This is a genomic window from Candidatus Stoquefichus massiliensis AP9, assembly GCF_000455285.1.
Lineage (GTDB): Bacteria > Bacillota_I > Bacilli_A > Erysipelotrichales > Coprobacillaceae > Stoquefichus > Stoquefichus massiliensis.
Genome location: NZ_HG005286.1, coordinates 292,292 through 316,508, shown reverse-complemented (window position 1 = coordinate 316,508; position 24,217 = coordinate 292,292). Strand labels below are relative to the sequence as shown.

Annotated in this window: 27 protein-coding genes and 1 pseudogene; 3 read left to right on the top strand and 25 right to left on the bottom strand. The window is 30.9% G+C overall.

The window, feature by feature from the left end:
* Positions 1 to 1,024, bottom strand: a 1,024-nt coding sequence (locus BN350_RS18595) for an FAD-dependent oxidoreductase (RefSeq protein ID WP_044600144.1), incomplete at its 3' end; no start/stop codon positions are given.
* Positions 1,025 to 1,118: 94 nt separating this feature from the next.
* On the opposite strand from BN350_RS18595, the gene BN350_RS05720 reads away from it, so the two are divergent.
* The 3 genes from BN350_RS05720 to BN350_RS18590 all read left to right on the top strand — a co-directional run bounded on the left by BN350_RS05720 (position 1,119) and on the right by BN350_RS18590 (position 3,511).
* Positions 1,119 to 1,496, top strand: a complete 378-nt coding sequence (locus BN350_RS05720) for a CoA-binding protein (protein ID WP_028042732.1) — start codon at positions 1,119 to 1,121, stop codon at positions 1,494 to 1,496.
* A gap of 7 nt (positions 1,497 to 1,503) precedes the next feature.
* Positions 1,504 to 2,013 (top strand): GNAT family N-acetyltransferase, encoded by a 510-nt coding sequence (locus BN350_RS05715; RefSeq protein WP_028042731.1) that lies wholly within the window; start codon positions 1,504 to 1,506, stop codon positions 2,011 to 2,013.
* A 73-nt stretch (positions 2,014 to 2,086) separates the two neighbouring features.
* Positions 2,087 to 3,511, top strand: coding sequence for a PstS family phosphate ABC transporter substrate-binding protein (locus BN350_RS18590; RefSeq protein WP_231385236.1), 1,425 nt, complete (start codon positions 2,087 to 2,089; stop codon positions 3,509 to 3,511).
* Between the two features lie 22 nt (positions 3,512 to 3,533).
* Here the strand turns inward: BN350_RS18590 and BN350_RS05705 are convergent, their stop codons facing one another.
* The 24 genes and pseudogenes from BN350_RS05705 to BN350_RS05590 form a co-directional block, all read right to left on the bottom strand.
* Positions 3,534 to 4,265 (bottom strand): hypothetical protein, encoded by a 732-nt coding sequence (locus BN350_RS05705; RefSeq protein ID WP_028042729.1) that lies wholly within the window; start codon positions 4,263 to 4,265, stop codon positions 3,534 to 3,536.
* Positions 4,252 to 5,382: a helix-turn-helix domain-containing protein gene (locus BN350_RS05700; protein WP_028042728.1), complete on the bottom strand. Its 1,131-nt coding sequence runs from the start codon at positions 5,380 to 5,382 to the stop codon at positions 4,252 to 4,254. The genes BN350_RS05705 and BN350_RS05700 overlap by 14 nt, the downstream gene beginning before the upstream one ends.
* 77 nt (positions 5,383 to 5,459) lie before the next feature.
* Complete coding sequence (locus tag BN350_RS18585) at positions 5,460 to 6,521, bottom strand: tyrosine-protein phosphatase (protein WP_049945521.1); 1,062 nt, start codon at positions 6,519 to 6,521, stop codon at positions 5,460 to 5,462.
* A gap of 4 nt (positions 6,522 to 6,525) precedes the next feature.
* On the bottom strand, positions 6,526 to 7,011 hold the full coding sequence (locus BN350_RS05690; protein WP_028042727.1) for a PTS sugar transporter subunit IIB: 486 nt from the start codon (positions 7,009 to 7,011) through the stop codon (positions 6,526 to 6,528).
* Entirely contained in the window at positions 6,986 to 7,426 is a 441-nt protein-coding gene (locus tag BN350_RS05685) for a PTS sugar transporter subunit IIA (protein WP_028042726.1), read from the bottom strand. The genes BN350_RS05690 and BN350_RS05685 overlap by 26 nt, the downstream gene beginning before the upstream one ends.
* A 1-nt stretch (position 7,427) precedes the next feature.
* Positions 7,428 to 8,276, bottom strand: a pseudogene (locus tag BN350_RS21260) (PTS system mannose/fructose/sorbose family transporter subunit IID).
* A complete protein-coding gene (locus BN350_RS05675; RefSeq protein ID WP_028042725.1) occupies positions 8,273 to 9,079 on the bottom strand; it encodes a PTS mannose/fructose/sorbose/N-acetylgalactosamine transporter subunit IIC in 807 nt (268 codons plus the stop codon). Before BN350_RS05675 ends, BN350_RS21260 begins: the two are co-directional and overlap by 4 nt.
* A gap of 157 nt (positions 9,080 to 9,236) precedes the next feature.
* Positions 9,237 to 9,917, bottom strand: coding sequence for a deoxyribose-phosphate aldolase (deoC, locus tag BN350_RS05670; protein ID WP_028042724.1), 681 nt, complete (start codon positions 9,915 to 9,917; stop codon positions 9,237 to 9,239).
* Between the two features lie 26 nt (positions 9,918 to 9,943).
* Entirely contained in the window at positions 9,944 to 10,570 is a 627-nt protein-coding gene (locus tag BN350_RS05665) for an HAD family hydrolase (RefSeq protein ID WP_028042723.1), read from the bottom strand.
* A gap of 2 nt (positions 10,571 to 10,572) precedes the next feature.
* The gene (locus tag BN350_RS05660; RefSeq protein ID WP_028042722.1) at positions 10,573 to 11,325 is read right to left on the bottom strand and encodes a GntR family transcriptional regulator; all 753 of its coding nucleotides are present in this window, start codon (positions 11,323 to 11,325) and stop codon (positions 10,573 to 10,575) included.
* Between the two features lie 113 nt (positions 11,326 to 11,438).
* The gene (locus tag BN350_RS05655) at positions 11,439 to 13,202 is read right to left on the bottom strand and encodes a class I mannose-6-phosphate isomerase (RefSeq protein ID WP_028042721.1); all 1,764 of its coding nucleotides are present in this window, start codon (positions 13,200 to 13,202) and stop codon (positions 11,439 to 11,441) included.
* Between the two features lie 15 nt (positions 13,203 to 13,217).
* The gene (locus BN350_RS05650; protein ID WP_147573531.1) at positions 13,218 to 14,963 is read right to left on the bottom strand and encodes a class I mannose-6-phosphate isomerase; all 1,746 of its coding nucleotides are present in this window, start codon (positions 14,961 to 14,963) and stop codon (positions 13,218 to 13,220) included.
* Between the two features lie 16 nt (positions 14,964 to 14,979).
* A complete protein-coding gene (locus BN350_RS05645; protein ID WP_044600143.1) occupies positions 14,980 to 15,942 on the bottom strand; it encodes a class I mannose-6-phosphate isomerase in 963 nt (320 codons plus the stop codon).
* Positions 15,943 to 16,749 carry an HAD-IIB family hydrolase gene (locus BN350_RS05640; protein ID WP_028042718.1) on the bottom strand — a complete coding sequence of 269 codons (807 nt, stop codon included), beginning with the start codon at positions 16,747 to 16,749 and terminating at the stop codon, positions 15,943 to 15,945. It abuts the gene before it with no gap.
* Between the two features lie 14 nt (positions 16,750 to 16,763).
* Entirely contained in the window at positions 16,764 to 17,612 is an 849-nt protein-coding gene (locus tag BN350_RS05635) for a PTS system mannose/fructose/sorbose family transporter subunit IID (protein WP_044600142.1), read from the bottom strand.
* Positions 17,609 to 18,412, bottom strand: a complete 804-nt coding sequence (locus BN350_RS05630; RefSeq protein ID WP_044600141.1) for a PTS mannose/fructose/sorbose/N-acetylgalactosamine transporter subunit IIC — start codon at positions 18,410 to 18,412, stop codon at positions 17,609 to 17,611. The genes BN350_RS05635 and BN350_RS05630 overlap by 4 nt, the downstream gene beginning before the upstream one ends.
* 3 nt (positions 18,413 to 18,415) lie before the next feature.
* Entirely contained in the window at positions 18,416 to 18,919 is a 504-nt protein-coding gene (locus BN350_RS05625) for a PTS sugar transporter subunit IIB (RefSeq protein WP_028042715.1), read from the bottom strand.
* A 93-nt stretch (positions 18,920 to 19,012) separates the two neighbouring features.
* Positions 19,013 to 19,414 (bottom strand): PTS sugar transporter subunit IIA, encoded by a 402-nt coding sequence (locus tag BN350_RS18575; protein ID WP_049945517.1) that lies wholly within the window; start codon positions 19,412 to 19,414, stop codon positions 19,013 to 19,015.
* Between the two features lie 11 nt (positions 19,415 to 19,425).
* A complete protein-coding gene (locus tag BN350_RS05615; RefSeq protein WP_028042714.1) occupies positions 19,426 to 20,262 on the bottom strand; it encodes an aldo/keto reductase in 837 nt (278 codons plus the stop codon).
* Between the two features lie 122 nt (positions 20,263 to 20,384).
* Positions 20,385 to 21,134 carry an EFR1 family ferrodoxin gene (locus tag BN350_RS05610; protein ID WP_028042713.1) on the bottom strand — a complete coding sequence of 250 codons (750 nt, stop codon included), beginning with the start codon at positions 21,132 to 21,134 and terminating at the stop codon, positions 20,385 to 20,387.
* A 10-nt stretch (positions 21,135 to 21,144) separates the two neighbouring features.
* Complete coding sequence (locus BN350_RS05605) at positions 21,145 to 21,489, bottom strand: ArsR/SmtB family transcription factor (protein ID WP_028042712.1); 345 nt, start codon at positions 21,487 to 21,489, stop codon at positions 21,145 to 21,147.
* Positions 21,490 to 21,501: 12 nt separating this feature from the next.
* Positions 21,502 to 22,275: a nitroreductase family protein gene (locus BN350_RS05600; RefSeq protein WP_028042711.1), complete on the bottom strand. Its 774-nt coding sequence runs from the start codon at positions 22,273 to 22,275 to the stop codon at positions 21,502 to 21,504.
* 125 nt (positions 22,276 to 22,400) lie between these two features.
* The gene (locus BN350_RS05595; protein WP_028042710.1) at positions 22,401 to 23,339 is read right to left on the bottom strand and encodes a G5 domain-containing protein; all 939 of its coding nucleotides are present in this window, start codon (positions 23,337 to 23,339) and stop codon (positions 22,401 to 22,403) included.
* A 15-nt stretch (positions 23,340 to 23,354) separates the two neighbouring features.
* The gene (locus BN350_RS05590; RefSeq protein WP_028042709.1) at positions 23,355 to 24,113 is read right to left on the bottom strand and encodes a TatD family hydrolase; all 759 of its coding nucleotides are present in this window, start codon (positions 24,111 to 24,113) and stop codon (positions 23,355 to 23,357) included.
* Positions 24,114 to 24,217 lie beyond the last annotated feature (104 nt).

Genomic DNA, 24,217 nt, shown 5'->3' with positions numbered 1-24,217 from the left:
CATATTCAATTGCATATGCATATTTTAAAATCTTACAATTTTCTAATCCTGGTATTGTACGAATCATTTTTTCTTGAATATCATGGGGCATTGATGTTGAAAAACCTTGGACATAGATTGTATTCATTTCTTTTGATTCAGGTTCTAAGAAGATCTGATGTTGTGGTTTATCTGAGAATTTAACAATCTTATCTTCAATAGATGGACAGTATCTTGGTCCTATTCCTTTGACAATACCTGAATACATACTACACTTTGATAGATTATCTTTAATGATTTGATGTGTTGTTTCATTTGTATATGTTAAATAACAAGGCGTTTGTTGTTCTATGGGAATATAATTTGTTGTTTCATAACTAAAGGCTAATGGTTCATCAGTTCCTGGCTGTAATTGTGTTTTAGAATAATCAACACTGTTGATTTCAACACGTGGTGGTGTTCCTGTTTTCAGTCTTTGAATTCTCAATCCTAGATTTCTTAATTTATCAGATAAGAATAAAGATTGTCTTTCTTGATCTGGTCCACTAGGTGTCTTTTGATCCCCAACCAGTATCTCTGCTTTTAAATATGTTCCAGTTGTTAAAATAACAGTACATCCTTGATAAACAACACCTGTATCTAAAACAACACCTTTGACAGTCTGATCTTCTATGATTAAATCTTCAACCATCCCCTCAACAATATCCAAATTTTCCTGTCGCTTTAAAACATCTCGCATATAGCGAGGATAAGCCTGCTTATCTGCCTGGGCACGTAATGACTGAACACCTGGACCTTTAGCTGTATTCAGCATTTTCATCTGCAAATAAGTTGCATCAGCTGTTTTTCCCATCTGACCACCCAACGCATCTATTTCTCTAACAATAATTCCTTTAGCAGGTCCTCCAATTGATGTATTACAAGGTAACGATCCCACATTATCAAAATGAGATGTTATTAATAGCGTCTTTTTCCCTATTCTCGCAGGAGCTAAACTCGCTTCAATTCCCGCATGTCCTCCTCCAACAACAATCACATCATACATATCTATCACTCCTTTGACTAGCATTCATCTTAGCACAAAATGATAATATTATCAATTTTAATTCATATATGTTATAATGAGTTGAGGTGAAATTATGAATCCAAAAGATATCTTAAATAAATATTATCATTTTGCAGTTATTGGTGTTTCTCAAAACAAAGATAAATATGGTTATAAAATTTATCAAAGGCTCAAAGAAAGAGGTTATGATGTTTCTGGTATTTCTCCTGTTTATAATGAGGTTGATGGAGATCATATGTATCAAACATTAGAATCCGTTGAAAAACCAATTGATGTTGTTGTTTTTGTAGTCAATAAAAAATATGCTTATGATTATATTGATGAAATGACAGGTTTAGGTATACATTATGCATGGATGCAACCCAATACTTATGATGATGAACTCTTAAAATACATGAAGAACGTAGGAATAACACCTATTTTAGCATGTGTTTTAGTTGAGACTGCGTAGTCGCTCTATGAAAATAAGAACTGTTAAATCTACAGATTATCAAAATCTATATACGTTTATCCAAATAGCTTTCTCAACTGCTGAAGTGAAAGATGGAACTGAACAAGATTTTGTATTAAATTTACGTGCTGGTGATACATTTATTCCTGAACTAGAATTCATCGCTGAAGAGGATCATGAAATTATTGGTCATATTATGATGACAAAACAATCTATACAACTGGAGGATGGAATATTGACTGGTGTATTAGTTGCTCCATTATGTGTAGACATCAACCATCGTCATCAAGGCATTGGTCAGGCTTTAATGCATTATGCTCATAAAAGGGCATTAGAAATGGGATATACTACATCATTTCTTGTTGGTAATCCAGATTATTATGGAAGATTTGGTTATCGCCAAACAAATGAATTCAACATTATTAATGATTCTGATATTCCTAATCAATTTGTATTAGCCTGTGAGCTAATTCCTAATGCTTTAAAAAATATCAAAGGAAAAATAATGATACATTAAGAGTTATTTTATATGACTCTTTTTTGTGTTCTAAATTTTTATTCTGTTATAATAAAAGAGAGGAGGAATAATCATGTTTATATATTTTAAAATATTTGTTTTTCAATATGTTTTGCTGCATTTCTGTTTAACTTTATTTGGAGTTGTTTTTGGTCAAGTATGGTTATTCTTTATGCCAATTTTTCTGTTTTTCTATTATTATAAATATAAGAAAAACAAACTTCAGAAGGAACATGTTTATGTTAACATGACAATGGCTTTGATTGCTTTATGTAGTCTGGTTATTTGTTTATGGGTTTCTAAAGGATATCTTTCTTCATCAATCTGGAGTCTATTTCAAATCGTTTCTTTTCCATTTTTTCTATTAACCATATTTACTAATGATTTTCTTACTTTTTATTTTGGTATTATTTGTCTGCTTCTCTTTAATACTGTTATATCTTATATTATGGTGAAACCCTTTGATTTTAAGAAAAGATTTATACCAATCATGGCAATTTGTTTATGTTTACTTTTTATGAATACATATCTTTATTTAAATAGTAACTCAGTGAAATACAAAGGTGGACATCAGTTCAAATACATGAATGGATATTCGAGTACTGATTTAACAGATTATACACCTTATGCTAAAAACAGCAAACTTGTCACACTTAATGAACCAAGTACACTTATCATTGAAACTGAAGATGAAATGCCTTATCTTGATGGAGCAGAAGCATGCTATCCCGTATATAGTGCCATTGCTAAAACAGTTTACAGAGATATTGATAAAATTGAATTGCGTTATAAAAGTGACTATGCTTATACGAATGGAAAGATTGTTTCTTTTACCAATACATCTATTGGCTATACAAGATTGTTTAATAAAGAAATAGATATGTTTTTTGGATCAAAACCTTCCAAAGCACAATTAGATGAAGCTAAAGAATTAGGTGTTGAACTTGATTATACACCCATTGGTAAAGAAGCTTTTGTATTCTTTGTTAATCAAAAAAATCCCATATCAAATCTAACATCACAACAAATCAAAGATATATATCATGGAGATATTCTGAATTGGAAAGAATTAAATGGAAAGAATCATGATATTATTGCATTTCAAAGACCAGAGAGATCTGGAAGTCAAGCAATGATGAATTCTTTTATGGGCGATGTATCTTTAAAGGAACCATTGACTTATGAGATGGTATCAGCAATGAGTGGTATTATTGAAGAAGTGGCTGAATATAAAAATGAAAAAGGAGCAATCGGCTATACTTTTAAATATTTCTTAGAAGGTTTAAATCAGGAAGATAATGTCAAGATTCTTTCTATTGATAGTATCTATCCAACCTCTGAAAATATTAAAAATCAATCTTACCCTCTATCAACTTATCTATACTGTGTAACACTTAAATCTAATCAAAAAGAAAATGTAAAGAAACTCAAAGAATATCTTCTTTCTCGACAAGGTCAATATATAATTGAACAAACAGGTTACTCTGCATTAAACTAAAAATGGGCATTAGCCCATTTTTCTATAAATTAAAATATCTATGAAGTTCAGAATCACCATTTTTAATAACAATAGAACCATTTGATGTATTCATAAAAAGAAAATGTAATAAAACGATTTTCCCACCATCAATGAAAACAGGTTCCTTTAAACTAAAAGCAAAATATTTAAAACCAATATCCTGATTCGTAAACAATGTTATAATTTTTATTCCTGATGATTGATCATATAACCCATCATATATAAGCTGATATAATAACCCTTTAAAAGAAGAACGTGACTCAGGTAATATATATCCTTTATTCATAAATGCATCAATAATAATATCTATCATTTGAGCTGAATCCAGTATTGTAGAATAAACAGGATAATCTAAATAAGGACGTAAAACTTTTATTTTTCTCTTTTTCGCAACATGATCTGACCATATTCTTATAGAAGATTGATTAATACTATCCATTTTATCTTCATAGACAGGAACAGGAATATTTTTGAGATTTATATCATTCACATCATATGCCAAAACAAAATCATAATGGGTAAAATCTATTTTCTCTAATTCATATTCATAACAAGGTATATAATCTACTTTTGTAAGTGATCTCTTAAGTCGCTCACATGCAACCTTTGCATAGTTTTTACCAAACCCACTGACAACCAAAGCACGACATGGATAATATTCGTTTCTCACATTATAAACAATTGCATATAATTTAATAGCAATTTCATAAAAGAGATAATCATATGAAAGCATTGTTTCTTTTGGTAATATAGAATGAATAATATATTGGGAAAATGAATAAGAGCTTATTTCTCTTCTTATTTTTTTCTTTAAGAAATTGAGGAACTGCATAACAGTATATACCATTTTGATAACAATGAACAACTTTATTTACTACCTGTTTGATAAACACATACAAAGAAGAATCTAATTCAATATAAAGACCACTTATTTCATATAGTTTACGAATGCAATTATGGAATTCATTTGAGTTTTTCTCATAATCTTTCATTTCAGAAATATCAAGAACTGATAAAAAGAAAATGGAAAGCAAGGTATCTTCTTGTAAAGAAAGATGTAAATTATATTTATGAAGCAATAATTTTAATGGATGCTGAAAATCAATTTCTATTTCATTAATATCTTGAGAATGATAACTCAAAATAGGTAATGTTAAAATATACAAAGCAAGTCTTCTTATACCAAATTCATCAACACCTATGTTCTGTTGAATCAAAATAGTTCTTATATCATCATATATCCGAAAAAATTTTTCATATGTCAAATCAAATTGTTCCATAAAATATTGTGGAAATATATTCTCTTCGTTAATAATATATACATCACAATAATCTATAAAACAACTTCTTATTGAAAGTTCTTGTCCTTTTAAATGCATACCATAATAAGGTACAGATTCTATCGTAATATGATACTTCGATAAAATATTTCTAACAATTCTTAAATCTTTATTGAGTGTTGCAAGACTAACAGACATTTTTTGAGCTAATCCTTCTGATTTAATATTCTGCCTTTGATATATAAAATATCTTAATAGATAGATAACTCTTTCGTAATTAGACACTGTAGAATGATTAGGTATACTTAAATATAAGTGACAATGTTTTTTTAACTTTTGAATCATTTGTTTTTGAGATGGTTCATATTGCAAAGTATATCCTTTTCCACGATGATTAATAATCTGGCAATGAAAATCTGAGTTTTTAAAGACATCATTAATATCATGAATTTCTGATAAAATGGTATTTTGCGAAAAATGTCCTAATGCGATAAGTTGTTCTAAGGAGATATAATCCTGCCCTAAAAGTATAGATAGTATTTGGATTTGTCTTGTTTCTAAATTTAACATAATAACCTCTTTTTTAAACCATCATCATTATAACATAAAACAAGAAAATATGGGAAAAGGTAACCCACTTGAGTTACCTATGATTCTAAAAAAATTGCCTTTAACTGTTCAATTTCATCATCAGTGATTCCTAAAACTTTTTGAGCATAATCTTGAATTGATGAATACTCTTCTAAGATTTTATTCATTGATGCAAGAATATAACTTTCTCTTGCATCAAATAATGAATACATATATTGAGCAACAATCTCATTTTGAGATTCTTCTAAAAATCTTTGATAATATAATTTGTTTTTTTCTTTTCGTGCTTTTGCTGTTAAAAGATAATCATATAACATATCTTCTTTAGAAACACCTAGTATTCCTTCTAATAACATTAATCCAAAACCAGTTCTGTCTTTACCACCACGACAATGTTGTAAGCTTGGATTGTTTTCAGCTTTGGCTAATATTTGAAGAGTATGACGATATGCTTCTTGACTTGTTTTTTCAGTTGCAAAACGTAATTGCTGATCTATCATTTTTTGGTCTCCAGTTAATTTACCAGAGATTATTTTTTGCTTCATTTCTTCACTCATTGCCACATGACTTTCTTTTGTATGACCAGATTGTAAAACACCTGCTGCTTCTGCAATATGGGCATTGGGATCACATATATAAGATTGCTTTTCCCCAATATGTCGATTAGGACTATCTTCAACTTCTTTTTGAGAACGAAAATCAATGATTGTCTGGACACCTAAATTCTTCATATATTCTAAGCTGCTGTCTTTTAAATAATAAAGATAATCAGAACGATATCCTACACCCCATTTAATACGTTTACCATCTTCTGTTAAATAACCACCAATATCTCTACAGTTATAAAGACCATCTATAGGGAGAATACGATGACCAAAGATTAGAGTTGGTCCATTATCAAAATGAATGATAAAATAAACACGTCGATCTCGAGGATATTGAAAATTAAATTTGACTTGTTTTTGATTGCTTTCAAAGAGAAATGTTTTATTTAATGTGTGGATATGCTGATCATATGTCCAATAGACTTGATAGTTTGATATATCATCAGGAGAATGAATAATCAATTCATTCTCTGATTCATTGATATAAAAAGCTTCAACAAAGCGAATATTCATAATTCTATCCTTTAGCTTTCTTAATATATTCTCTTAAATCAGTTGGTGAATCATATGCTGCAACTTGATAATCAATCTGAATTCCTTCAGCAAATAACTGATCAATAGCATCTAATTCTTCTTGTGTAAACCATAGATCATGGGCATAAGTAATCGTTCTTTCTGGAGCCGAACGCATTCCTCCAAAATTGATTCTATCAATATCTACACCACCATGTTTTAAACGTAAAGCATCTAAAGTACTTCCTAAAATTAAGAATGTCGTTTTCTTAATAGGATTTTTCTGATAAATCTTAATAAACTGATCTACTCCAAAGACATGAACAATATATTCTGGAGCAGCCATTTTTAAAACTTGTGCCTGAACTGGATTCTTAGCAGCTTTATCGCTAACACAAATAACTTGAGTTGCACCAACATGGCTTAACCATGATGTAGCAACTTGTCCATGAATCAAGCAATCATCAATACGAGTCGATATTATCGGCATTTTCATTAACCTCCTTTAATTTTTGACTAATGTTAATAACAACATTAGGTATAGCATTATCTATCGTTTGCATTGCTTCCTGTAATGTTTGTGGATGACTCAAAAGATACTCTAACAAGAGTGGAACTGAACATCCTGAATAAACAAGAATATTATCAAAAGACAAAGCCATATAAGTTGCAATATTCGCAGGTGTTCCACCATAAATATCAGTTAATATCACAACACCATCCACACTATCTTTTATTCTATCATATTTCTCTTGTAATTCTACTAAACATTCATCATAAGAACGACCTTCTGTCACACAGATGGTATCAACATTATCCTGTTTATTTCCAATAATCATTTCTGCAGTTGCGACTGTAGCTTTTGCAAATTCACCATGACTTGCAACAAATAAATATAAACTCATCTTATACCAACACTCCTAACACAGCTAAGATTGTTCCTACAATTAATAATCCAAAGATTAAGAAAATTAAATATTTTCTAGGCATTTTTGTATTCACTTTATACAATCCAACTGTTAATAATAATGGTAATAATTTAGGCATAACACCATCTAATAATTGTTGAATACTGACAACTGTCTCATTAACTTTCAATTCTGTTCCAATATTCACTTTAACATATGATCCAATTAAAGCTCCAATAACAATAACTCCAACCATTGTAGCAACATTAATAATCTTTTGCATAACTTTGGCCTGTTCACCACTGTTAATATATTCAACACCTTTTTCATAACCAAGAACCGTTCCATAATATTTAATACCAACATTAATTACATTATAAATTAAGAACATTAAGATTGGTCCAATAAAATTTCCTTGTAAAGCATAAGCTGCTCCTACTGAACCAGCAATTGCTTAAATTGTAATCTTAAAAACACTATCTCCAATTCCTGCTAATGGACCCATCATACCTGCCTTAACTGCTACAACTGCTTCTTTTTCATCTTCACTTGTTGTTTCTTCTAAAGCAGCTGTAATGCCTAAAATCATACCAGTTGCTGTATTTTGTGATAAGAACATTGTTAAATGACGTTGCATTGCACGTTTTCTTGTCTCTTTATCAGCATCTTTATAAAGTTTATCTAAAACGGGTGCAACAGCTGTCATAAATCCAATCGCCTGATAACCTGATTGTGTTGCCGTAATCCCTAATCCAAAAAGCTGTAAACGTAAGAACATTTTTCTAATATCACTTTTAGAAAGAATACGATAAGTTCCTTTGACTTCATTTGCATTTGTCTTGCTCATAGATCATATTCTCCTTCCTCATCATCAATTTGATTAACTGCTTTTGGCATATCATTTTGCCTATCTTTCACTTCCATTATTAATGAATAGATCATTGCGAATGCTAAAGAGATTAATGTAATTGATAAAATATTCAATTCTAAGTATGTTGCTAAAGCAAATCCTAATAATAAGAATGGCCAGAAGAAACCTTTCATCATCATTGTCATTAAAATAGAAAGACCTATAGCTGGAAGTAAACCTGAAGCAACACTTAAACCAGATAAAATATTTGTTGGAATTACTTTTAATAATTGTTCAACTACCCCATTTGAAAAATATACAACAAGGAAAGTTGGTACAGCTCTTACAGATGCTTGTAATAATACTGCAACTGCATTGATCTTTAAAATAGAATGAAAGTTACCAGTTAATGCTAAACGATCTGCCCAAGGTGCAAATGCTTGTCTAATAAAATCAAAGACTAATAATAATTGTTGTGCTAAGACTGCAACTGTTGTTGCAGCAGCGACTCCTGCAGCAATTCCTTCAGGACTTGTACCTGTTCCTGTTTGAATAGATACTGTAATACCTACTATTGTTCCAATAATCATGTCAGGTGTTTTATATCCTGCCATATTACCTAATCCCATCCACATCAATTCTAATGTTGCTGATACGATAAGCCCTGATGTAATGTCCCCTAAAATAATACCTGCAATTGGACCAACTAATAATGGTCTACGAAACATTTGGGGTCCTTGATCATCGTAAGAACAAAATCCAGCCCAAAGTGCAAGTAATAGTGCTTGTAATAAGCTCATTTTCTTTTCCTCCTCTAAGTTTTTTTACAACTTTATTGTAATATAGTGTCAAAAACACCTCAATGGTAATATTTAACTCTAGAATTTACATATTTATACTTGGAAGATATTAAATATACTTTTTACAAAAAAGTAGGAGGAAATAAAAAACGCTATATCAATCAGATATAACGTCATCCTCAAATTCTTCTAATATTTTTAATGAACTGCTTGTTCCAATACGCGTTGCGCCTGCTTTTATCATCGCTTCACATGTTTTCCAATCACGAATTCCACCTGCTGCTTTGACTTGGACTTCATCTCCAACCGTTTCCTTCATTAAACGAACATCTTCTTCTAATGCACCACCAGTACCAAATCCAGTACTTGTTTTGATATAATCTGGTTTTACTTTTTTTGCTATTAAAGCTAATTGTTTGATTTCATCTTTCTCTAAATAACAATTTTCAAAAATAACCTTAGATAAAACATAGTGTTCTCTACAAACTGATACAATACTTTTCATTTCTTTTTCAATATAATCCCAATCATGCATCTTCGCTTTACCAACATTAATGACATAATCAATTTCATCTGCGCCATCTTCAATTGCCTTCTTTGTTTCAGCAATCTTTACTTCTATTGCTGTTTGCCCCAATGGAAATGATATAGCAGCTCCTACATGAACATTTGTCCCTTCTAATAATTTTTTACATAACTTTACAGGTTCACTATTAATCGCAACCATAGCAGCACCTATTGTCTTTGCTTCCCCACATAATTTTTCAAAATCCTGATCAGTTGCATATGCCTTTAAAAATGTGTGATCAAACATACTTGCTAATTCATCACTTGTCATATATTATCCTCCATTATAATTACTCATTAACAATATTTTAATATTTCTAAGTGATCATAAACAATAAGATCACTTTCACTTTGATTTAAATTATTTACATTTTGAGAATATGCAATAACTTTCAATTTAGCTGCCTTTGCTGATTGAATTCCATAATAACTATCTTCTACAACAAATAAAGGTTTATAACCTTTGATATCAACTATCTTCAAATATATTTCTGGATTTGGTTTCTTCTTCTCAACATTTTCAGCACCCAAATAAAATTCAACAAATTTCTGTAGTTTTATTTCTGATAAAACATCTTGAATTGTCTGCCTAGATGAAGATGATGCAATAATAATATCTATCCCTCTTTGATAAAGTTCAAAAAAACAATCTTTAATATGTGGGAATACGAGTTCTTCATATCGTGGTATTCCATATTCATTAATATATGTATGATAATCATTAATAAAGTCTTGAAGTGATATATTTATCATATCCTCATTTTGAAGATAGAAATCCTCTGTACTTAAACCAATAGATTTTTCTAATCTACTTTCAGATATTAGGATTCGTTTTTCTCTTAGATACTTCTGCAAAATTTTATAATACCACGTCTCACTATCTATAATGACACCATCCATATCAAATATAATATATGGTTTCATCTTTAATTACGTTTAAATGTAGCTGAAAAATCTACAAATGACACATCAAGAACTGATACAGAAAATTCCATAGGTGTTCCATCTTCCAAATAACCAATATCTTCAATTAACATAATAGGTGTTTTATCATCTAGTGATAATGCTTTCTTCACATCTTTATCAGGCAATCCAGGTTTCAATTTTTCTCTAATAATTGATATTTTATATCCTTTGCTTTCTAAATACTGATAAAAATGCTGTGATGCTTTTTTTGCGTCATTATCAAAATTATCAACGAGTCTTTTATCAAAATATGAACGTGAAAATGAAGCGGGTTTATTGTCAGCATATCTAATTCTATCCATAAACCAAACTTCCTCTCCAACTTCTATTTCTAAATAGGCCGCAACATCATGTGTTGCGAGAGTCACACCTGCATCTAAAAATTCTGTTTTACAAACAAAACCATTTCTATTAATAACGCGATCTATTTTATAGATACTTGTATTAAATGCATCATATTTTTCATCTATTTTTGATTGTGGTGATACAAATGTTCCAATCCCTTTTTTTCGATAGAGATAACCTTCATTAACGAGTTCGTTCAATGCTTGTCTAACTGTTGTTCTACTGACATCATATTTATGAATAAGTTCAAATTCAGTAGGAATTGCTGTATCCTCTTGATAGATTCCTTCATCTATGGAATTCATAATGATTTGTTTAAGTTGATAATATAGTGGTAAGGGTAAATTTTTATCTATTTGATATTGCATATATTCATCTCCTTGATTGATTTCTACTTATTGATAATTATACCATTTTTTGGTAATTTTCATAATGTTTATATATATATTTCTTAAAAATCAGGGTATAAAATACCCTGATTTTAATGATAAGCATCTCCCATATCCATATAGCATTCCAAAATTGCAAGTTCTTCTTGATTTGTATCAGTAGGTTTAATCACATACTGACCTACACTTGCAGGTATAAAGACAGCTTCTGCATAATGAATAGTTATAGGTTCAAACTTCTGTAAAGGACTGATGATTTGTGCTTCTTCTCCTTCTACTAAAACATGAAGTTTTACATGATCTTTTGTTTCAAAGAAAATAGGCTTATGAAACCAGTATCGATCTACTTTTAATAATTCATATTCCATTGTTCCACTGTGTTCTTTACGCCACCCACTTCCTCTTGCAACTTCACTTTTCTTAGAAATTAGATGATTTTTAACAAATTCAGTTTGATACTCCTCTTGAATAACCTTTGCTCCATGTTCAATGTTAATTGGTCGTGGTTTGCCATCAGCATCAATACGTCCCCAATCCCATAGTTTAAAAGTTTGAAAGCCAATCGGATTAATTTCCAACACTAATGTATCTTTACCTGAAGCATGAATTGTTCCACTAGGTATATAAATATGATCATGTGTTTTCATAGGAAAACAATTTATATATTTTTTATCATCAAATTCTCCAGTTTCTTGAGCTTGCTCGAATGCTTTAACAATTTCATCCTTTTTCACTCCATCTTTTGTTCCCAAATAAACACAAGAATTTTCATTCGTATCAAGCATATAGTAACTTTCATAATGTCCAAATTGAGAATTAAAAACTTCTTGTCCATATGCTATATCAGAGTGAACTTGTAAACTCAAATTTCCTCCACCCCATGTATCTAAGAAATCGCAGCCAACTGGACAATTGTATCCAAACCAAAAATAATTTTGGTGCCCTAAAAAGTTTAATGGCTGATATTGAATAATATCTCTTCCAACAATTCTAAACTCAAGATCACCAATTTTCGCTAAGGCATTTTGTGCGTTCATCCAGCCTGTCATTCCCCATGCTGTATTTTCCTTATCCAATCCTCCATTTAAGACATCTTTGCACCAATGTCCTCCCCAAATGCCACGGTTAAAGAATGGTTCTAACTTAAATGGATGACTTGCAAAATAATTTAATGCTTTTCTAAAATCATCTCCACTTATCATAACAGGAGCATCTTCATCATCCCCATCAATAACATAATCCATATGAGGAAACATATGTCGTTTATGATTATCCAACAAACGTGATTCTACAAAGTTAAACCGTTTTTCTTTGGTTAGTGGATCTTCATTCTCATTATGTGCTCCCCAGTTTGACAATGCTGAGAAATAACCATCTTTAATACGTTGAATAGTTATATTGTTATAAACGAAAATATCGCCATGAGTCATTATTCCTGCACCAACTCCAAAAATAACAACCAACCCTGTCGCTTCTTGAATTTTCTGTTGTGCCAAGACAACTTTATCTAAATCAAAGTATTGCTGAATATCACCTGTTACAAAAACACCATTAATACGATCTTCGGTAATAAACTGTCCTAGTCTTTGTTGAATCATAGCTTCATTGTATTTGATTTCATTCATATCAATAAATAATTGTGGATTTAATAAATCAATAACTTTGTTTTTAAGCTGTTGGTGATTGACATCATAATATGAATCAATCACCACAACACATGGTTTTTTAAATGTTTGAACTTGTTGATATATAACATTGAAAATCTCCTCGTATCCCAAATATGCTGTTGTCTGAGGTATTTCAAAGACAGGATGCAAATCAAAGTTAGGTGAGCGTGTTTTTATTTTTTCATACATATTTTTATCCTCCTTTTAAATATCCATATAAATTTCTAACAGAGCACATTCAGTATTTTGAGATTTTCCATATGGTCTTATTGTATATTGGCCAGCTGCTGCTGGAACAAAAACAGCTTCAGCGTAATGAATAACCATAGGTTCAAAACTTTCATCTAAGCTTTCAATAATAGCTTCTTCACCTTCAACAAGAACATGAATCATAATACAATCATTTGTATCAAAATGAATAACATTCTTAAACCAATATCTATTGACTTCCATTGGTGCCTCAAATGGCATTGTTCCACTTCTTTCTTTTCGCCATCCATATCCTGAATCCACCTCAGGATGTTGAGATATAAATTGATCTTTTATCATTTGAGTTTGAAATTCTTCTTGAATAACATTCTTTCCATGTTCAATATGAATTGGACGTGGTTTTCCATCATAATCCAAACGACCCCAATCCCATAACTTAAAAGTTGTAAAACAAAACATATCTATTTCTAATGTTAAGGTATCTTTTCCAGATGAATGGATTGTTCCTCCAGGTATAAAAACATGATCATGTTTTTGAACAGGAAAGTTATTTATGTACTTTTCATCATCAAATTGACCTGTTACTTGAGCCGTTTCAAAGGCATCAACCAATTCATCTAATTGAACACCATCCTTAGTTCCTAAATAAACGGAACTGTTCTCATTAGCATCTAAGAAATAATAGCTTTCATAATGACCCCAAGAGGAGTTAAACTCTTCTTGAGCATAAGCAAGAGTTGGATGAACTTGCAAACTTAAGTTTTCTCCTCCCCATGTATCTAAGAAATTAACATGTAAAGGACAACGATATCCATATAAATACCAAATCTTATATCCCAGTAACTCTTTTGGAGCATACTGAATTAAATCAGTCGAAGGAAACTCAAATACACAATGGTTAATTTCAGCAGCGACTGCCTGCCAATCAAGAAATCCTGTGATTCCCCATGCTGTATTTTCTAATTCTAAACCTGCTCCCAAGACCTTTTGACACCAATGTCCTCCCCATACTCCTTTAGAAAAAATAGGAATAGGTTTAAATGGACTTGTTACAAACTGATGAATCATATAGTCATAATCTTTATGTGTTAACATCACAAAATCATTATCACGATTACAATCAATAACATAATCACAGTTTTTCAATATCGCTCTTTTATGTTTATCTAAAACTCGGCTCTCTAAGAAAGTAAAACGTTTTTCTTTACGTAAATATTCTTCTTCATAATTCTGTGCTCCCCAGTTATCCATTCCATCCATAAAACGATTCTTAATTGTCTGATAACTCATTGAACCATAAACAGATAAATCACCTGTGTGTATTAAGCCTGCTCCTACTCCATAGACAATAATCAATCCCTCTTCTTCATGTATTTGCTTTTGTAATAAAGCTATTTTATCTGGATCGAAGAATTCCTGTATCTTCGCAAAACTAAAGACACCATTCACTCTATCATCTGTTATAAAGCAATGAAATTTCTTTGATATCACTTCTTCTGGATATTTTGCTTCATCTACACAAATAACATGATCTGGATTTAAAGCATTTATAATCTCTTTTTCTATAAGTGTTTGATTGACACCATAATAATAATCAATACAAATGACAGTTGAAGGTTTAACAATATGTTTCTTCAACTCATCAACAATTGCTTGAAACCCTGAAAAAACATATTTACAATCAATCTTTTTCATAGGATATAATTCAAAGTTAGGATTTCTTTCTTCTACTTCATACATATACATACTTACTCTATTAGCCAGAATAAGCCAATAAAGTCATTTCTCCTTTCCATAATAATTTTTTTGTGTTGGCTGTAATCAGGAAACTATCTCCTGCTTTTAAAGAAACACCATCAATCTCACCATGACCCTCAATAACAAAAGCTCCTAAATAAGGTTTAGGCATAGACAGTTCTCCAACACCTGCAATAACATATTTAAAAACTGAAAAATTTTCATTATCTGTTAATTTTATTTCAGTAACACCACCATTTTGACGATATTGATAATGTGTATCCTGGCAAACAAAAGGTATTAAAATATTTTCTTTTGCAAGTTGAATATGTGTATCTCTTGGTTTCCCTTGACGATCTAATCGATCATAATCATAAAAACGATATGTAATAGGACAAGGATTACACACCTCCATAAATGTTGTCCCTTTTTGAATGGCATGTAATGTTCCAGCTTGTATATTATAAAAACTTCCTGGCATAATTGGATATCGTTTTAATAGTCCCTGCCAATTTTTCCTATCAATATAATTCTCTAACTCTTTCAATGTTTTGGCATTATGACCCATAACAATATCTCCATGAGAGTCACAATCTACAATATACCAACTTTCACTTTTTCCATGTCTTCCTAAATTCTTCATGGCAAATTCTTCTGTAGGATGGACTTGTACACTTAAATCAGCACAAGCATGAGCAATTCCCATAGATACTGGAAGATGTTCCCATTTTAAAGTTGAAGGCGTTCCAAATAATTCAGGATGTTCATTATATAATTCATTTAACTTTCTTCCCTGATATTGACCTGTTAAGATTTCATTTGCATCTTCTGGTAATCCACTCATTGCTCCTAGGCCTGTAATTTCATCAATAGGCATACCTTTAGGAACATATTTTTCAACATGATATTGATAGACTAATTTTCCATTTCCCCATATTGCTGTAGAAAAAGTCGGTTTTAAAAATATATATTTCTCATTCACTCATTTTTCATCTCCTTCCAAACACTCTATTGCTTCACTTACTGAACAAACAACTTTATAAGCAGCCTTTTTAGCTTTTGGATGACCATGTTGCATACAAAAACTTTTTTGTACAAGTTGCATCATACCTATATCATTTTGACTATCTCCTATAACCGCTGCATCTGTAATGGGTATATTATTGTATTCTAAATATGCTTGAATTCCTTTTTCTTTTGTTGCATTAGGCATAGTTAAGTCAAAACTTGTAGGTGATGTGACTTTACATTGTAGAAAATCTTCCTTGAATAACTGTTGATAATCTTTTATAAAATATTGAGCTTGTTGAGCAGTTTGAAAAATATAATTCACATGAACAATAGGTTTGTTTTTATTGCGTAAATATTCATTTATTGAATATGGATATATACACTGGTGTTTTATTTCACTATTAAACAAATGGTAGGCATAAGAATCTATTTCACCAAATATATACATGTTTTCAATATTTGTGACTTTTAACATAGCTTGATAAGACTTTAACTTTTGATATAACGCTTCTAATTTATATGAAGAAAAGGGATATAGTTTTGTGACTTTATGATTCATATAGATTTCTGCACCATTCCAGCCAATACAATCAAAATCAAATTCATGAAACTTATCTGAGATGTTATTTAAGAAGGAATGATGGCGTGCAGTAGCAAGCACAAATAAATGTCCACTATCTAACCATCTTTTAATAGACTGCTGATCCTGATAAGTTATTTCTTTTGTTTTAGGTTGTAACAATGTATCATCTAAATCACAAAATATCACTTTAACCATATCCCTCACCTCATTTATACAATTCCTAATACACCTAAGACAATTGCAATTACTAGATAAACTCCAATTAATTTGACAGCACTCATTTTCTTTTTCTTTAATAAATAATATCCTAAGAATACTAAACACATTGGAATCAGTTTTGGAAAAATTCCATCTAATATTTCCTGAAAATTAATCGTACTGTACTCACTCACATATTGAGCAGTAATTGTAAAGTTAACATAACTAGCAGTAATAGCACCAACAACTGTTAAACCCAAAACTGACATTGCATCTTGAATTCTAGACATTTGTTTTCCCAATAAAACATGAACTGCCTCTCGCCCTGATTTATAACCTTGCATATAAAATAATCTTGATAGGATGATATTGGCAGCGTAGAGAGCAATTACTGCAAAGGCAGCACCCATTGCGCTTCCACCTGATGAAAGTCCAATCGCAATACTTAAGATAATTGGAGGAAGTGTTGCTTGTGTAACTGCATCTCCAATACCTGCCAAAGGTCCCATGAGTCCAACTTTAATACTGTTAATGAACTCATCAGTCATCTCTGTCCCATTACCTCTTTCTACTTCCATAGAAGCAACTATACCATTAACAACTGCACCAAATACAGGATTTGTGTTATAGAATACTGCATGACATTTGAGACGTTCAACCATTTTCTCTGGATCATTTCCATAAAATTTCTTAAAAATAGGCAACATAGAAAGAATAAAACCAGGAGCCTGTAATCTTTCATAACCAAAAACTGTTAAACAATATTTAAACCATGAATACCAGCTTTTATTGACTTCTTCTTTTGTAAGTGTTATTTTCCCATTTTCTAATTCTTCTTTTTGATCTATTTTTTCACTCATAATAATTCGTCCTCCTCATCTTCAGATTGACTAGACTGATTACTTGACTGGTTTCCCATAAACATATAATACATAACTGCTAAACAACTTCCAATAACAGCAGTTGCTACCATGTTTAAACCTAAAAATGTAATACATACAATACCAATTAAAAAGTAAATAATAAATTTGAAATCCTTTAATGTATATGTTACCAATATAGAAATACCAACTGCAGGTAAAATTCCACCAAGTACACTTGCAATATGTAATACCAATTCAGGAATAGAAGCTAATAAATCAGCTGCATAAGCACTTCCTAGCATAACAATTGTAAATGTTAAACCAAATCTGATTACAAAACTTGTTATTGGAGGTAAAACCATATAAGCCATCTTCATTTTCTGAATATTATTTTCTGCAATATATTTATCACCTAATTGATAAAATACAGAACATAAGATTTCATAACCTGTAAAGACTGCTGCTCCTAATACACCAACTGTAGCAGCTAATGTGACTGCAACTGTTGCATCTGCTCCAGCCAACATTGCTAAAGCAATAGATGGGTAAGAAACAAATGCCATATCTGCAGTTGCAACTCCACCAATAAGAACTTGTCCTAAGTACATAGCTTGTATGGCTGCACCAATTGTAACTCCAGTAGGAATATCGCCTAAGATCATACCCACAATAGTTCCACCAACTATTGGTTTAGATAAAGCATCTGAAAAAGCAACTCCTAATGGTTGTGGATTCTCAACACTACCAAGCCAACAAGCAACTCCAATTAATATTGCTTGTATAACAGTAATTTCCATAAACTACTCTCCCTTCAATAATCCATTCTTTACTGATTCCCAACTCAATCCTTGTTCATCAGGAATCAACTTAAAATGTATTTTCATTCCTTTTGCAGTCAATTCATCACAATATTGAAAATCTTTTTGAGAAAGATAAATATTGTTATAAACCTTCTGCGTCCCCTCTGCCTTACTAGCAGTTCCAAAAATGATTTCATTACCAAATTCAACACCTTTAACACTCAGCTGATAGAGTTGTTCAATCTTTTTTGCAATTAAGTAATAACTTTTTTTGCTTGAAACAGCCTTAGGAATTTTTTCTATTGCTTGTTCAACAGTAAAGATATAAACTTTTTTACCAATTGCATTTCCAGCATTCACAAAAACTTCCTTTAAAAAATCATCATATCCTAATTCATCATCAACCAAGAGAATAATGGCATCTCCCTGTCTTACTTTAGACCACATTAAGACCACTTGCCCATGAATTAAACGATCATCAACTCTCACTAAACTTAATGACATATCTATTCCTCCTTTCTCAAGTTATCGTGTTGTCGTGTTGTCATGACATCTTACACTATTAAATTAGCACATCCAACATAAAATTGCAAGTGCTTACATACTTTTTTCAAATTTTGTAAGTGATTGTTTTGCACTTTCCAAGACTTGATGACATAAATCTTCAGATTTTATATCTATTTCAGCATAAATAGCAAGTTCAATCACCATAGCAAGATTCATTCCTGAAAGAAGTTTTATCGAACTTTGATGACTCAATATATAGCGACAACATTCATTATAAGGTGTTGCATTAGGAATATCTGTCACAATAATAACATCTTCATACATTGATTCCATTTGAATCAATTTTTCTTCTAATTGATACCTAAACTTCTCTACTCCTTCTTCATCTAATGAAAGAGTCAAAATATTTTCCTTTTCACCTACAATCATTTGACAACTTTCATAAATACCTTGAGCCATTGAACCATGTGTTACTAATAATATACCTTTCATATTCTTCTCCTTTAAAAATCCGCATAATCAGGATGACTGCCAATTTTTCCATCATCTTTATTTAAACTTTTCAATATTTGTATATCTTCTTCACTTATTTCAAAATCAAATACATTGAGATTTTCTTGAATTCTTTTTGTTGTTTGAGACTTTGGTAAAGGAACAATGTTATTTTGTAATGCATACTTTATACAAATTTGAGCCGTTGATTTTTGATATTTCTCAGCCATCTTTATAATAACAGGATCTTTTAAAATTTGTCCTCTTCCTAATGGACTATATGCTTCTATAGTCATGTTATGTTTTTGACAATATTCAATTGTTTCCCAATCAGTAAAATAAGGATGAAATTCTATTTGATTAACACTTACTGGTACTTGTGTCGATAACTCTTCTAAATGATGAATTAAAAAATTACTAACACCAAGCGCTTTGATTTTCCCTAAAAAATATAATTCTTCCATTGCCTTATAGGTCTCATTATTGAGTTCTTTATAATGATCACGATATTTTTTAGGAGATGGCCAATGAATTAAAAACAAATCAACATAATCAGTTTGTAAACGTTGAAGACTTTGTTCAAATGCACGAAATGTTGCATCTCTTCCTCTAAAATCATTACTCAACTTTGTTGTTAGGAATATCTCGCTTCGAGGTATGCCACTTTCTTTAATTGCTTGACCAATTGCTTCTTCATTTCCATAAGACATTGCTGTATCAATATGACGATAACCTAGTTGCAATGCAAACAATACACTATTCTTAGCTAGCTCCTGATCTTCTAATTTCCATGTCCCAAACCCAATCTCAGGGATAAAGACATTCTCTCTTAGTTTTATTTGTTTCACTATTTCACCTCTTTTTTTATATTGTAATGATGTCATGTCAACATTATAATACATCTCTATTATCATAATGTCAATTACCTTTTGAATTAACAAACAAAAAAAGATATATCTCTCAATATATCTTAATATTTTGGACATACATATCTCTGTTTTCCAACTGTCTTTTTTCCATATTCAATTGCTTTTGTTGGGCAATAAGAAATACATGCCATACAATGCGTACAATCATGTCCCCATACTGGTTTCCTATCTTTTAATTGAATATTTTTTAAAGGACAAACACGTTCACATTGACCACATGAAATACATTGATCAGTAACATAAAATTTCTTTGCATGCACAAATAATGGATAAAACAGATTATTAACAATTCCACTGTTAAGTTTATCTTTTAAAGTCATTGTCTTTTGTGGAATCGATTTGTTTTCTTTGACATACGTTGAAATTTCTAAAGTTTTCTCTTTGGCAATTTGAAGCATTCCATCTACTTCATTTGATGGTGTTGTTTCAAACATAGCTATATAATTTTCGGGCATAACAATTTCAGCACAACCTTTATAAATTAGTTTTTTTTGTTGAGAAATTTCCTCTAGGTATTTTTCTGCATATCCAATTGATCCTCCACATGTCATAAAGAAATATATATTGCGATTTCCTTTTAATGATACTTTATTTATCCAATCACTGACAATATGTGGAATTCTCCATGCATAAGTTGGTGTGACAATAATCCATGGTTGCTCTGAACTTAATTCACTATAATCATGATCACGAATCTTATCAAAAAGATTCATAACTTCATCATTAAGATGACTTGCTATAGTGTTTGCAATAAATGCACTATTTCCTGTTCCTGTAAAATATAATATCATATTTTCTCTCCTATTTCTTCATATGTAAAATTCCATCATAAATAAGTTCTACTAAATCAGCAATTTCTTTCCATCGTGTTTCATTGCCACTAATATAATAATAATTTCTTGTTCCCACTTTATTCATATTAACTATTCCTGCATCTTTTAAAATTTGTAGATGATGAGATACAGACGGTCTTGTTAAATGTGCTTTTTTAGCAATTTCACCAACTCTTATCCCATTCAAATCACTTTGTAAAAGAACTAATAATATAAGTTGTCTTGTTTCATCACCAATTGCTGTTAAAGCCTTTTGACAATTCTGAAATCCATGTGTAATTTGTTCTATGCGATCCTGACATTCATCTTTCATAAATAATCTCCTCTACATATACTTCACATCTAATTTTTCTCTTGGTGCACTACGCTGATACTTCACTTTAGGATACCCTAAAACAAGCGTTGTTACAACTTTTTTACCTTTTGGTAATTCAATCATTTTCTTTATTTGTCTTGAATGATTCGCAGCCATCGTAAAAAAGCCACTATATAACACACCTAATCCATATGCTTCTGCAACAAATTCCATGTTTTGTGCAGCTAATGCTCCATTCACAGAATCTTGAGATATAATCATAATCACTATGGGCGCATCGAAAAAGAAAAAGTTATCTGTGATTTCATTTCTTTTAGCCATTGAACTCAATAGATTAGCAAAAGGTTTTATTTTTCTAAATAAATGTACTGCTATTTTTTCAAATATATCTTTTTCTTGATCTAAAACTACGAATGAAATATCTTGTGCATTTTTAGCTGTATGTGTTAATCTTCCTGCTTCAAGAATATTATTTATAATATACTGATCTATATCTTTACTTTGAAATTGTCTAATCGTTCTTCTCATACGAATTGTAATTAAGATATCTTGAGGATTTAATAAACTTTCTTTTGTTTTAGTCATCGGTTCTTCTTCATAGCCCGATATTGATACAGCAACTTTTGGACATATGGCAACACAGTGTCCACACATAATACATTCTTGATCAATAATCTTTGCTTTTTTATTATCGAGTCTAATATTTTTAGCTGGACAGTCTTTAATACACATTTGACATCCTATACATTTATTTAGATTAATTGTTATAACATGATTTATCATAGTATGACCTCTTTCGTTAACTTTCATTAACCATTATACCAAACTTTTATAAAATAAAAATATTGGTAAAGAGATTCGTTACCATTATTATTCTAAAAGAAAAAGGAATAACATATCAGTTATTCCTATCTCCAAAAGTTAGCATTTCCACTACCTAATGAAACGACCTCAAATTTTGTATTGTATGAAGTTCCTCCACCAAAATATGATCGACCAGAACCTTCACTACCTTTAAAAATATCAATCTTATTTCCTTTAATTGCTCCACCACGATCTACAACAATCCCATATGCAGTACTATCGATATTAAGATTATGATTAGAAATCTTAATAACAGTTCCAAATGGAATAGATCGATCAGCAGCTAAACAAAAATACTTACGACCTTTATAATATAGGTATGGGGAATTTGATCCATTAACACCTGTTTTTGCAGATAATTTAATCCCTGTAGAAGAAGTTCCTCCACAACCGTTACAATCTCCACCATAAGTTGTTAAACGTCCTGTAAATGTTGTACCTTCACTGACTCCACCATATCTTATGACTTTATCAACTGGTTTTTCAACAATTTCTTCTTTAATAACTTTTCGACTTGTTTCATTTCCATTCGCATAAGTTATTAAATAAGTACGTTTGATTTTTCCATCTTTACCTTCTTGTTCAACTGTTTTTGTCCAACTTCCACTACCTTTGGTTACAGTTGAGTATTCTAATGTTTCTACTTGAGTCATTGTTTTTGTTTCAACTCTTGTAATCTTAATAAAATCATTTTGTTGAACAATTTCCTCTTTATCTTTATTCAAAGTATCATTCTTGTCTAATTCAATATTTAATTCATTTAAAACATTTGATACTGTGTCCTGCTTAACCAAATAATCTTTTTCCTCTTGAACACCATCTTTTAACTTGATATCCACAGTTGGAATAAAATTCTTAATTTGTTCAACGGCTCCTGATGACACTGTCGCTAACATAACAATAGCATAAACACAAGCCACAGCTAAAATTCCTTTTGTACGGCTGTCCGCCGAGACAACGATTTCCTTAGCTTTTTTTAACATAAATAAATATCCTCCTTATTTAATCCCAAACATTCTTTTGGCATTAAATGTTGTGATTCTAGCAACGTCTTCTATCTCCATGTTCTTTAGCTTTGCTATTTCCTGGGCAATATACACAACATTTGCTGGCTCATTCAACTTTCCTCGAAATGGGTGAGGTGCTAAATAAGGACAGTCTGTTTCGATCATTAAATGATCAATACCAATTTCCGTAGCAACCTTCTTTGGTACTTTTGCATTCTTAAATGTCACGGGTCCAGCTAATGAGATTTCAAATCCAATTTGAATATATCTCTTCGCCATTTCAACTGATCCACTATAACAATGCATAATGCCACGGTGTGCTGCTTGCTTTAAAATACTGTAAGTATCTTCATAGGCGTCTCTTGCATGAATAACAATAGGTTTATCATGTTTTCTTGCAATATCTATCTGTTTTTGAAAGATATCTTTTTGTTTATCATGTGGGACATCTTCCCAATAATAATCCAGCCCAATTTCACCTAAGGCAACAACACATGGGTCTTGAAGTAATGTTTCAATTTCATTTAAATCATCATCTGTTGTATCCTTACAATCATTAGGGCTAATGCCTACTGTTGCATAAACAAAGGGATACTCATGAGCAATCTCTACAGCTCTTTTTGATGAGCTCAGATCATATCCTGCTACAACAATATATTCTACCTGACTTGCTAGTGCATGTTGGATAAATATATCTCTGTTTGGATATAATTCTTCACTATTTAAATGTGTATGTGTATTGAAGTACATTTTTCTCACCCTAGGGCATAATAACAGAAATGAATCTCTTTGTCAAATTTCTAAATATAATAATTATAAATTGTATGCTATTTATCGACATTTTTCTATTTTTT

What these genes read in the sequence shown, in the direction of transcription:
- BN350_RS05720 (WP_028042732.1), top strand. Translation starts at nt 1,119, where the DNA reads ATGAATCCAAAAGATATCTTAAATAAATATTATCATTTTGCAGTTATT.
- BN350_RS05715 (WP_028042731.1), top strand. Translation starts at nt 1,504, where the DNA reads ATGAAAATAAGAACTGTTAAATCTACAGATTATCAAAATCTATATACG.
- BN350_RS18590 (WP_231385236.1), top strand. Translation starts at nt 2,087, where the DNA reads ATGTTTATATATTTTAAAATATTTGTTTTTCAATATGTTTTGCTGCAT.
- BN350_RS05705 (WP_028042729.1), bottom strand. Translation starts at nt 4,265, where the DNA reads ATGCTTTCATATGATTATCTCTTTTATGAAATTGCTATTAAATTATAT.
- BN350_RS05700 (WP_028042728.1), bottom strand. Translation starts at nt 5,382, where the DNA reads ATGTTAAATTTAGAAACAAGACAAATCCAAATACTATCTATACTTTTA.
- BN350_RS18585 (WP_049945521.1), bottom strand. Translation starts at nt 6,521, where the DNA reads ATGAATATTCGCTTTGTTGAAGCTTTTTATATCAATGAATCAGAGAAT.
- BN350_RS05690 (WP_028042727.1), bottom strand. Translation starts at nt 7,011, where the DNA reads ATGCCGATAATATCGACTCGTATTGATGATTGCTTGATTCATGGACAA.
- BN350_RS05685 (WP_028042726.1), bottom strand. Translation starts at nt 7,426, where the DNA reads ATGAGTTTATATTTATTTGTTGCAAGTCATGGTGAATTTGCAAAAGCT.
- BN350_RS05675 (WP_028042725.1), bottom strand. Translation starts at nt 9,079, where the DNA reads ATGAGCTTATTACAAGCACTATTACTTGCACTTTGGGCTGGATTTTGT.
- deoC (WP_028042724.1), bottom strand. Translation starts at nt 9,917, where the DNA reads ATGACAAGTGATGAATTAGCAAGTATGTTTGATCACACATTTTTAAAG.
- BN350_RS05665 (WP_028042723.1), bottom strand. Translation starts at nt 10,570, where the DNA reads ATGAAACCATATATTATATTTGATATGGATGGTGTCATTATAGATAGT.
- BN350_RS05660 (WP_028042722.1), bottom strand. Translation starts at nt 11,325, where the DNA reads ATGCAATATCAAATAGATAAAAATTTACCCTTACCACTATATTATCAA.
- BN350_RS05655 (WP_028042721.1), bottom strand. Translation starts at nt 13,202, where the DNA reads ATGTATGAAAAAATAAAAACACGCTCACCTAACTTTGATTTGCATCCT.
- BN350_RS05650 (WP_147573531.1), bottom strand. Translation starts at nt 14,963, where the DNA reads ATGTATGAAGTAGAAGAAAGAAATCCTAACTTTGAATTATATCCTATG.
- BN350_RS05640 (WP_028042718.1), bottom strand. Translation starts at nt 16,749, where the DNA reads ATGGTTAAAGTGATATTTTGTGATTTAGATGATACATTGTTACAACCT.
- BN350_RS05635 (WP_044600142.1), bottom strand. Translation starts at nt 17,612, where the DNA reads ATGAGTGAAAAAATAGATCAAAAAGAAGAATTAGAAAATGGGAAAATA.
- BN350_RS05630 (WP_044600141.1), bottom strand. Translation starts at nt 18,412, where the DNA reads ATGGAAATTACTGTTATACAAGCAATATTAATTGGAGTTGCTTGTTGG.
- BN350_RS05625 (WP_028042715.1), bottom strand. Translation starts at nt 18,919, where the DNA reads ATGTCATTAAGTTTAGTGAGAGTTGATGATCGTTTAATTCATGGGCAA.
- BN350_RS18575 (WP_049945517.1), bottom strand. Translation starts at nt 19,414, where the DNA reads ATGAAAGGTATATTATTAGTAACACATGGTTCAATGGCTCAAGGTATT.
- BN350_RS05610 (WP_028042713.1), bottom strand. Translation starts at nt 21,134, where the DNA reads ATGATATTATATTTTACAGGAACAGGAAATAGTGCATTTATTGCAAAC.
- BN350_RS05605 (WP_028042712.1), bottom strand. Translation starts at nt 21,489, where the DNA reads ATGAAAGATGAATGTCAGGATCGCATAGAACAAATTACACATGGATTT.
- BN350_RS05600 (WP_028042711.1), bottom strand. Translation starts at nt 22,275, where the DNA reads ATGATAAATCATGTTATAACAATTAATCTAAATAAATGTATAGGATGT.
- BN350_RS05595 (WP_028042710.1), bottom strand. Translation starts at nt 23,339, where the DNA reads ATGTTAAAAAAAGCTAAGGAAATCGTTGTCTCGGCGGACAGCCGTACA.
- BN350_RS05590 (WP_028042709.1), bottom strand. Translation starts at nt 24,113, where the DNA reads ATGTACTTCAATACACATACACATTTAAATAGTGAAGAATTATATCCA.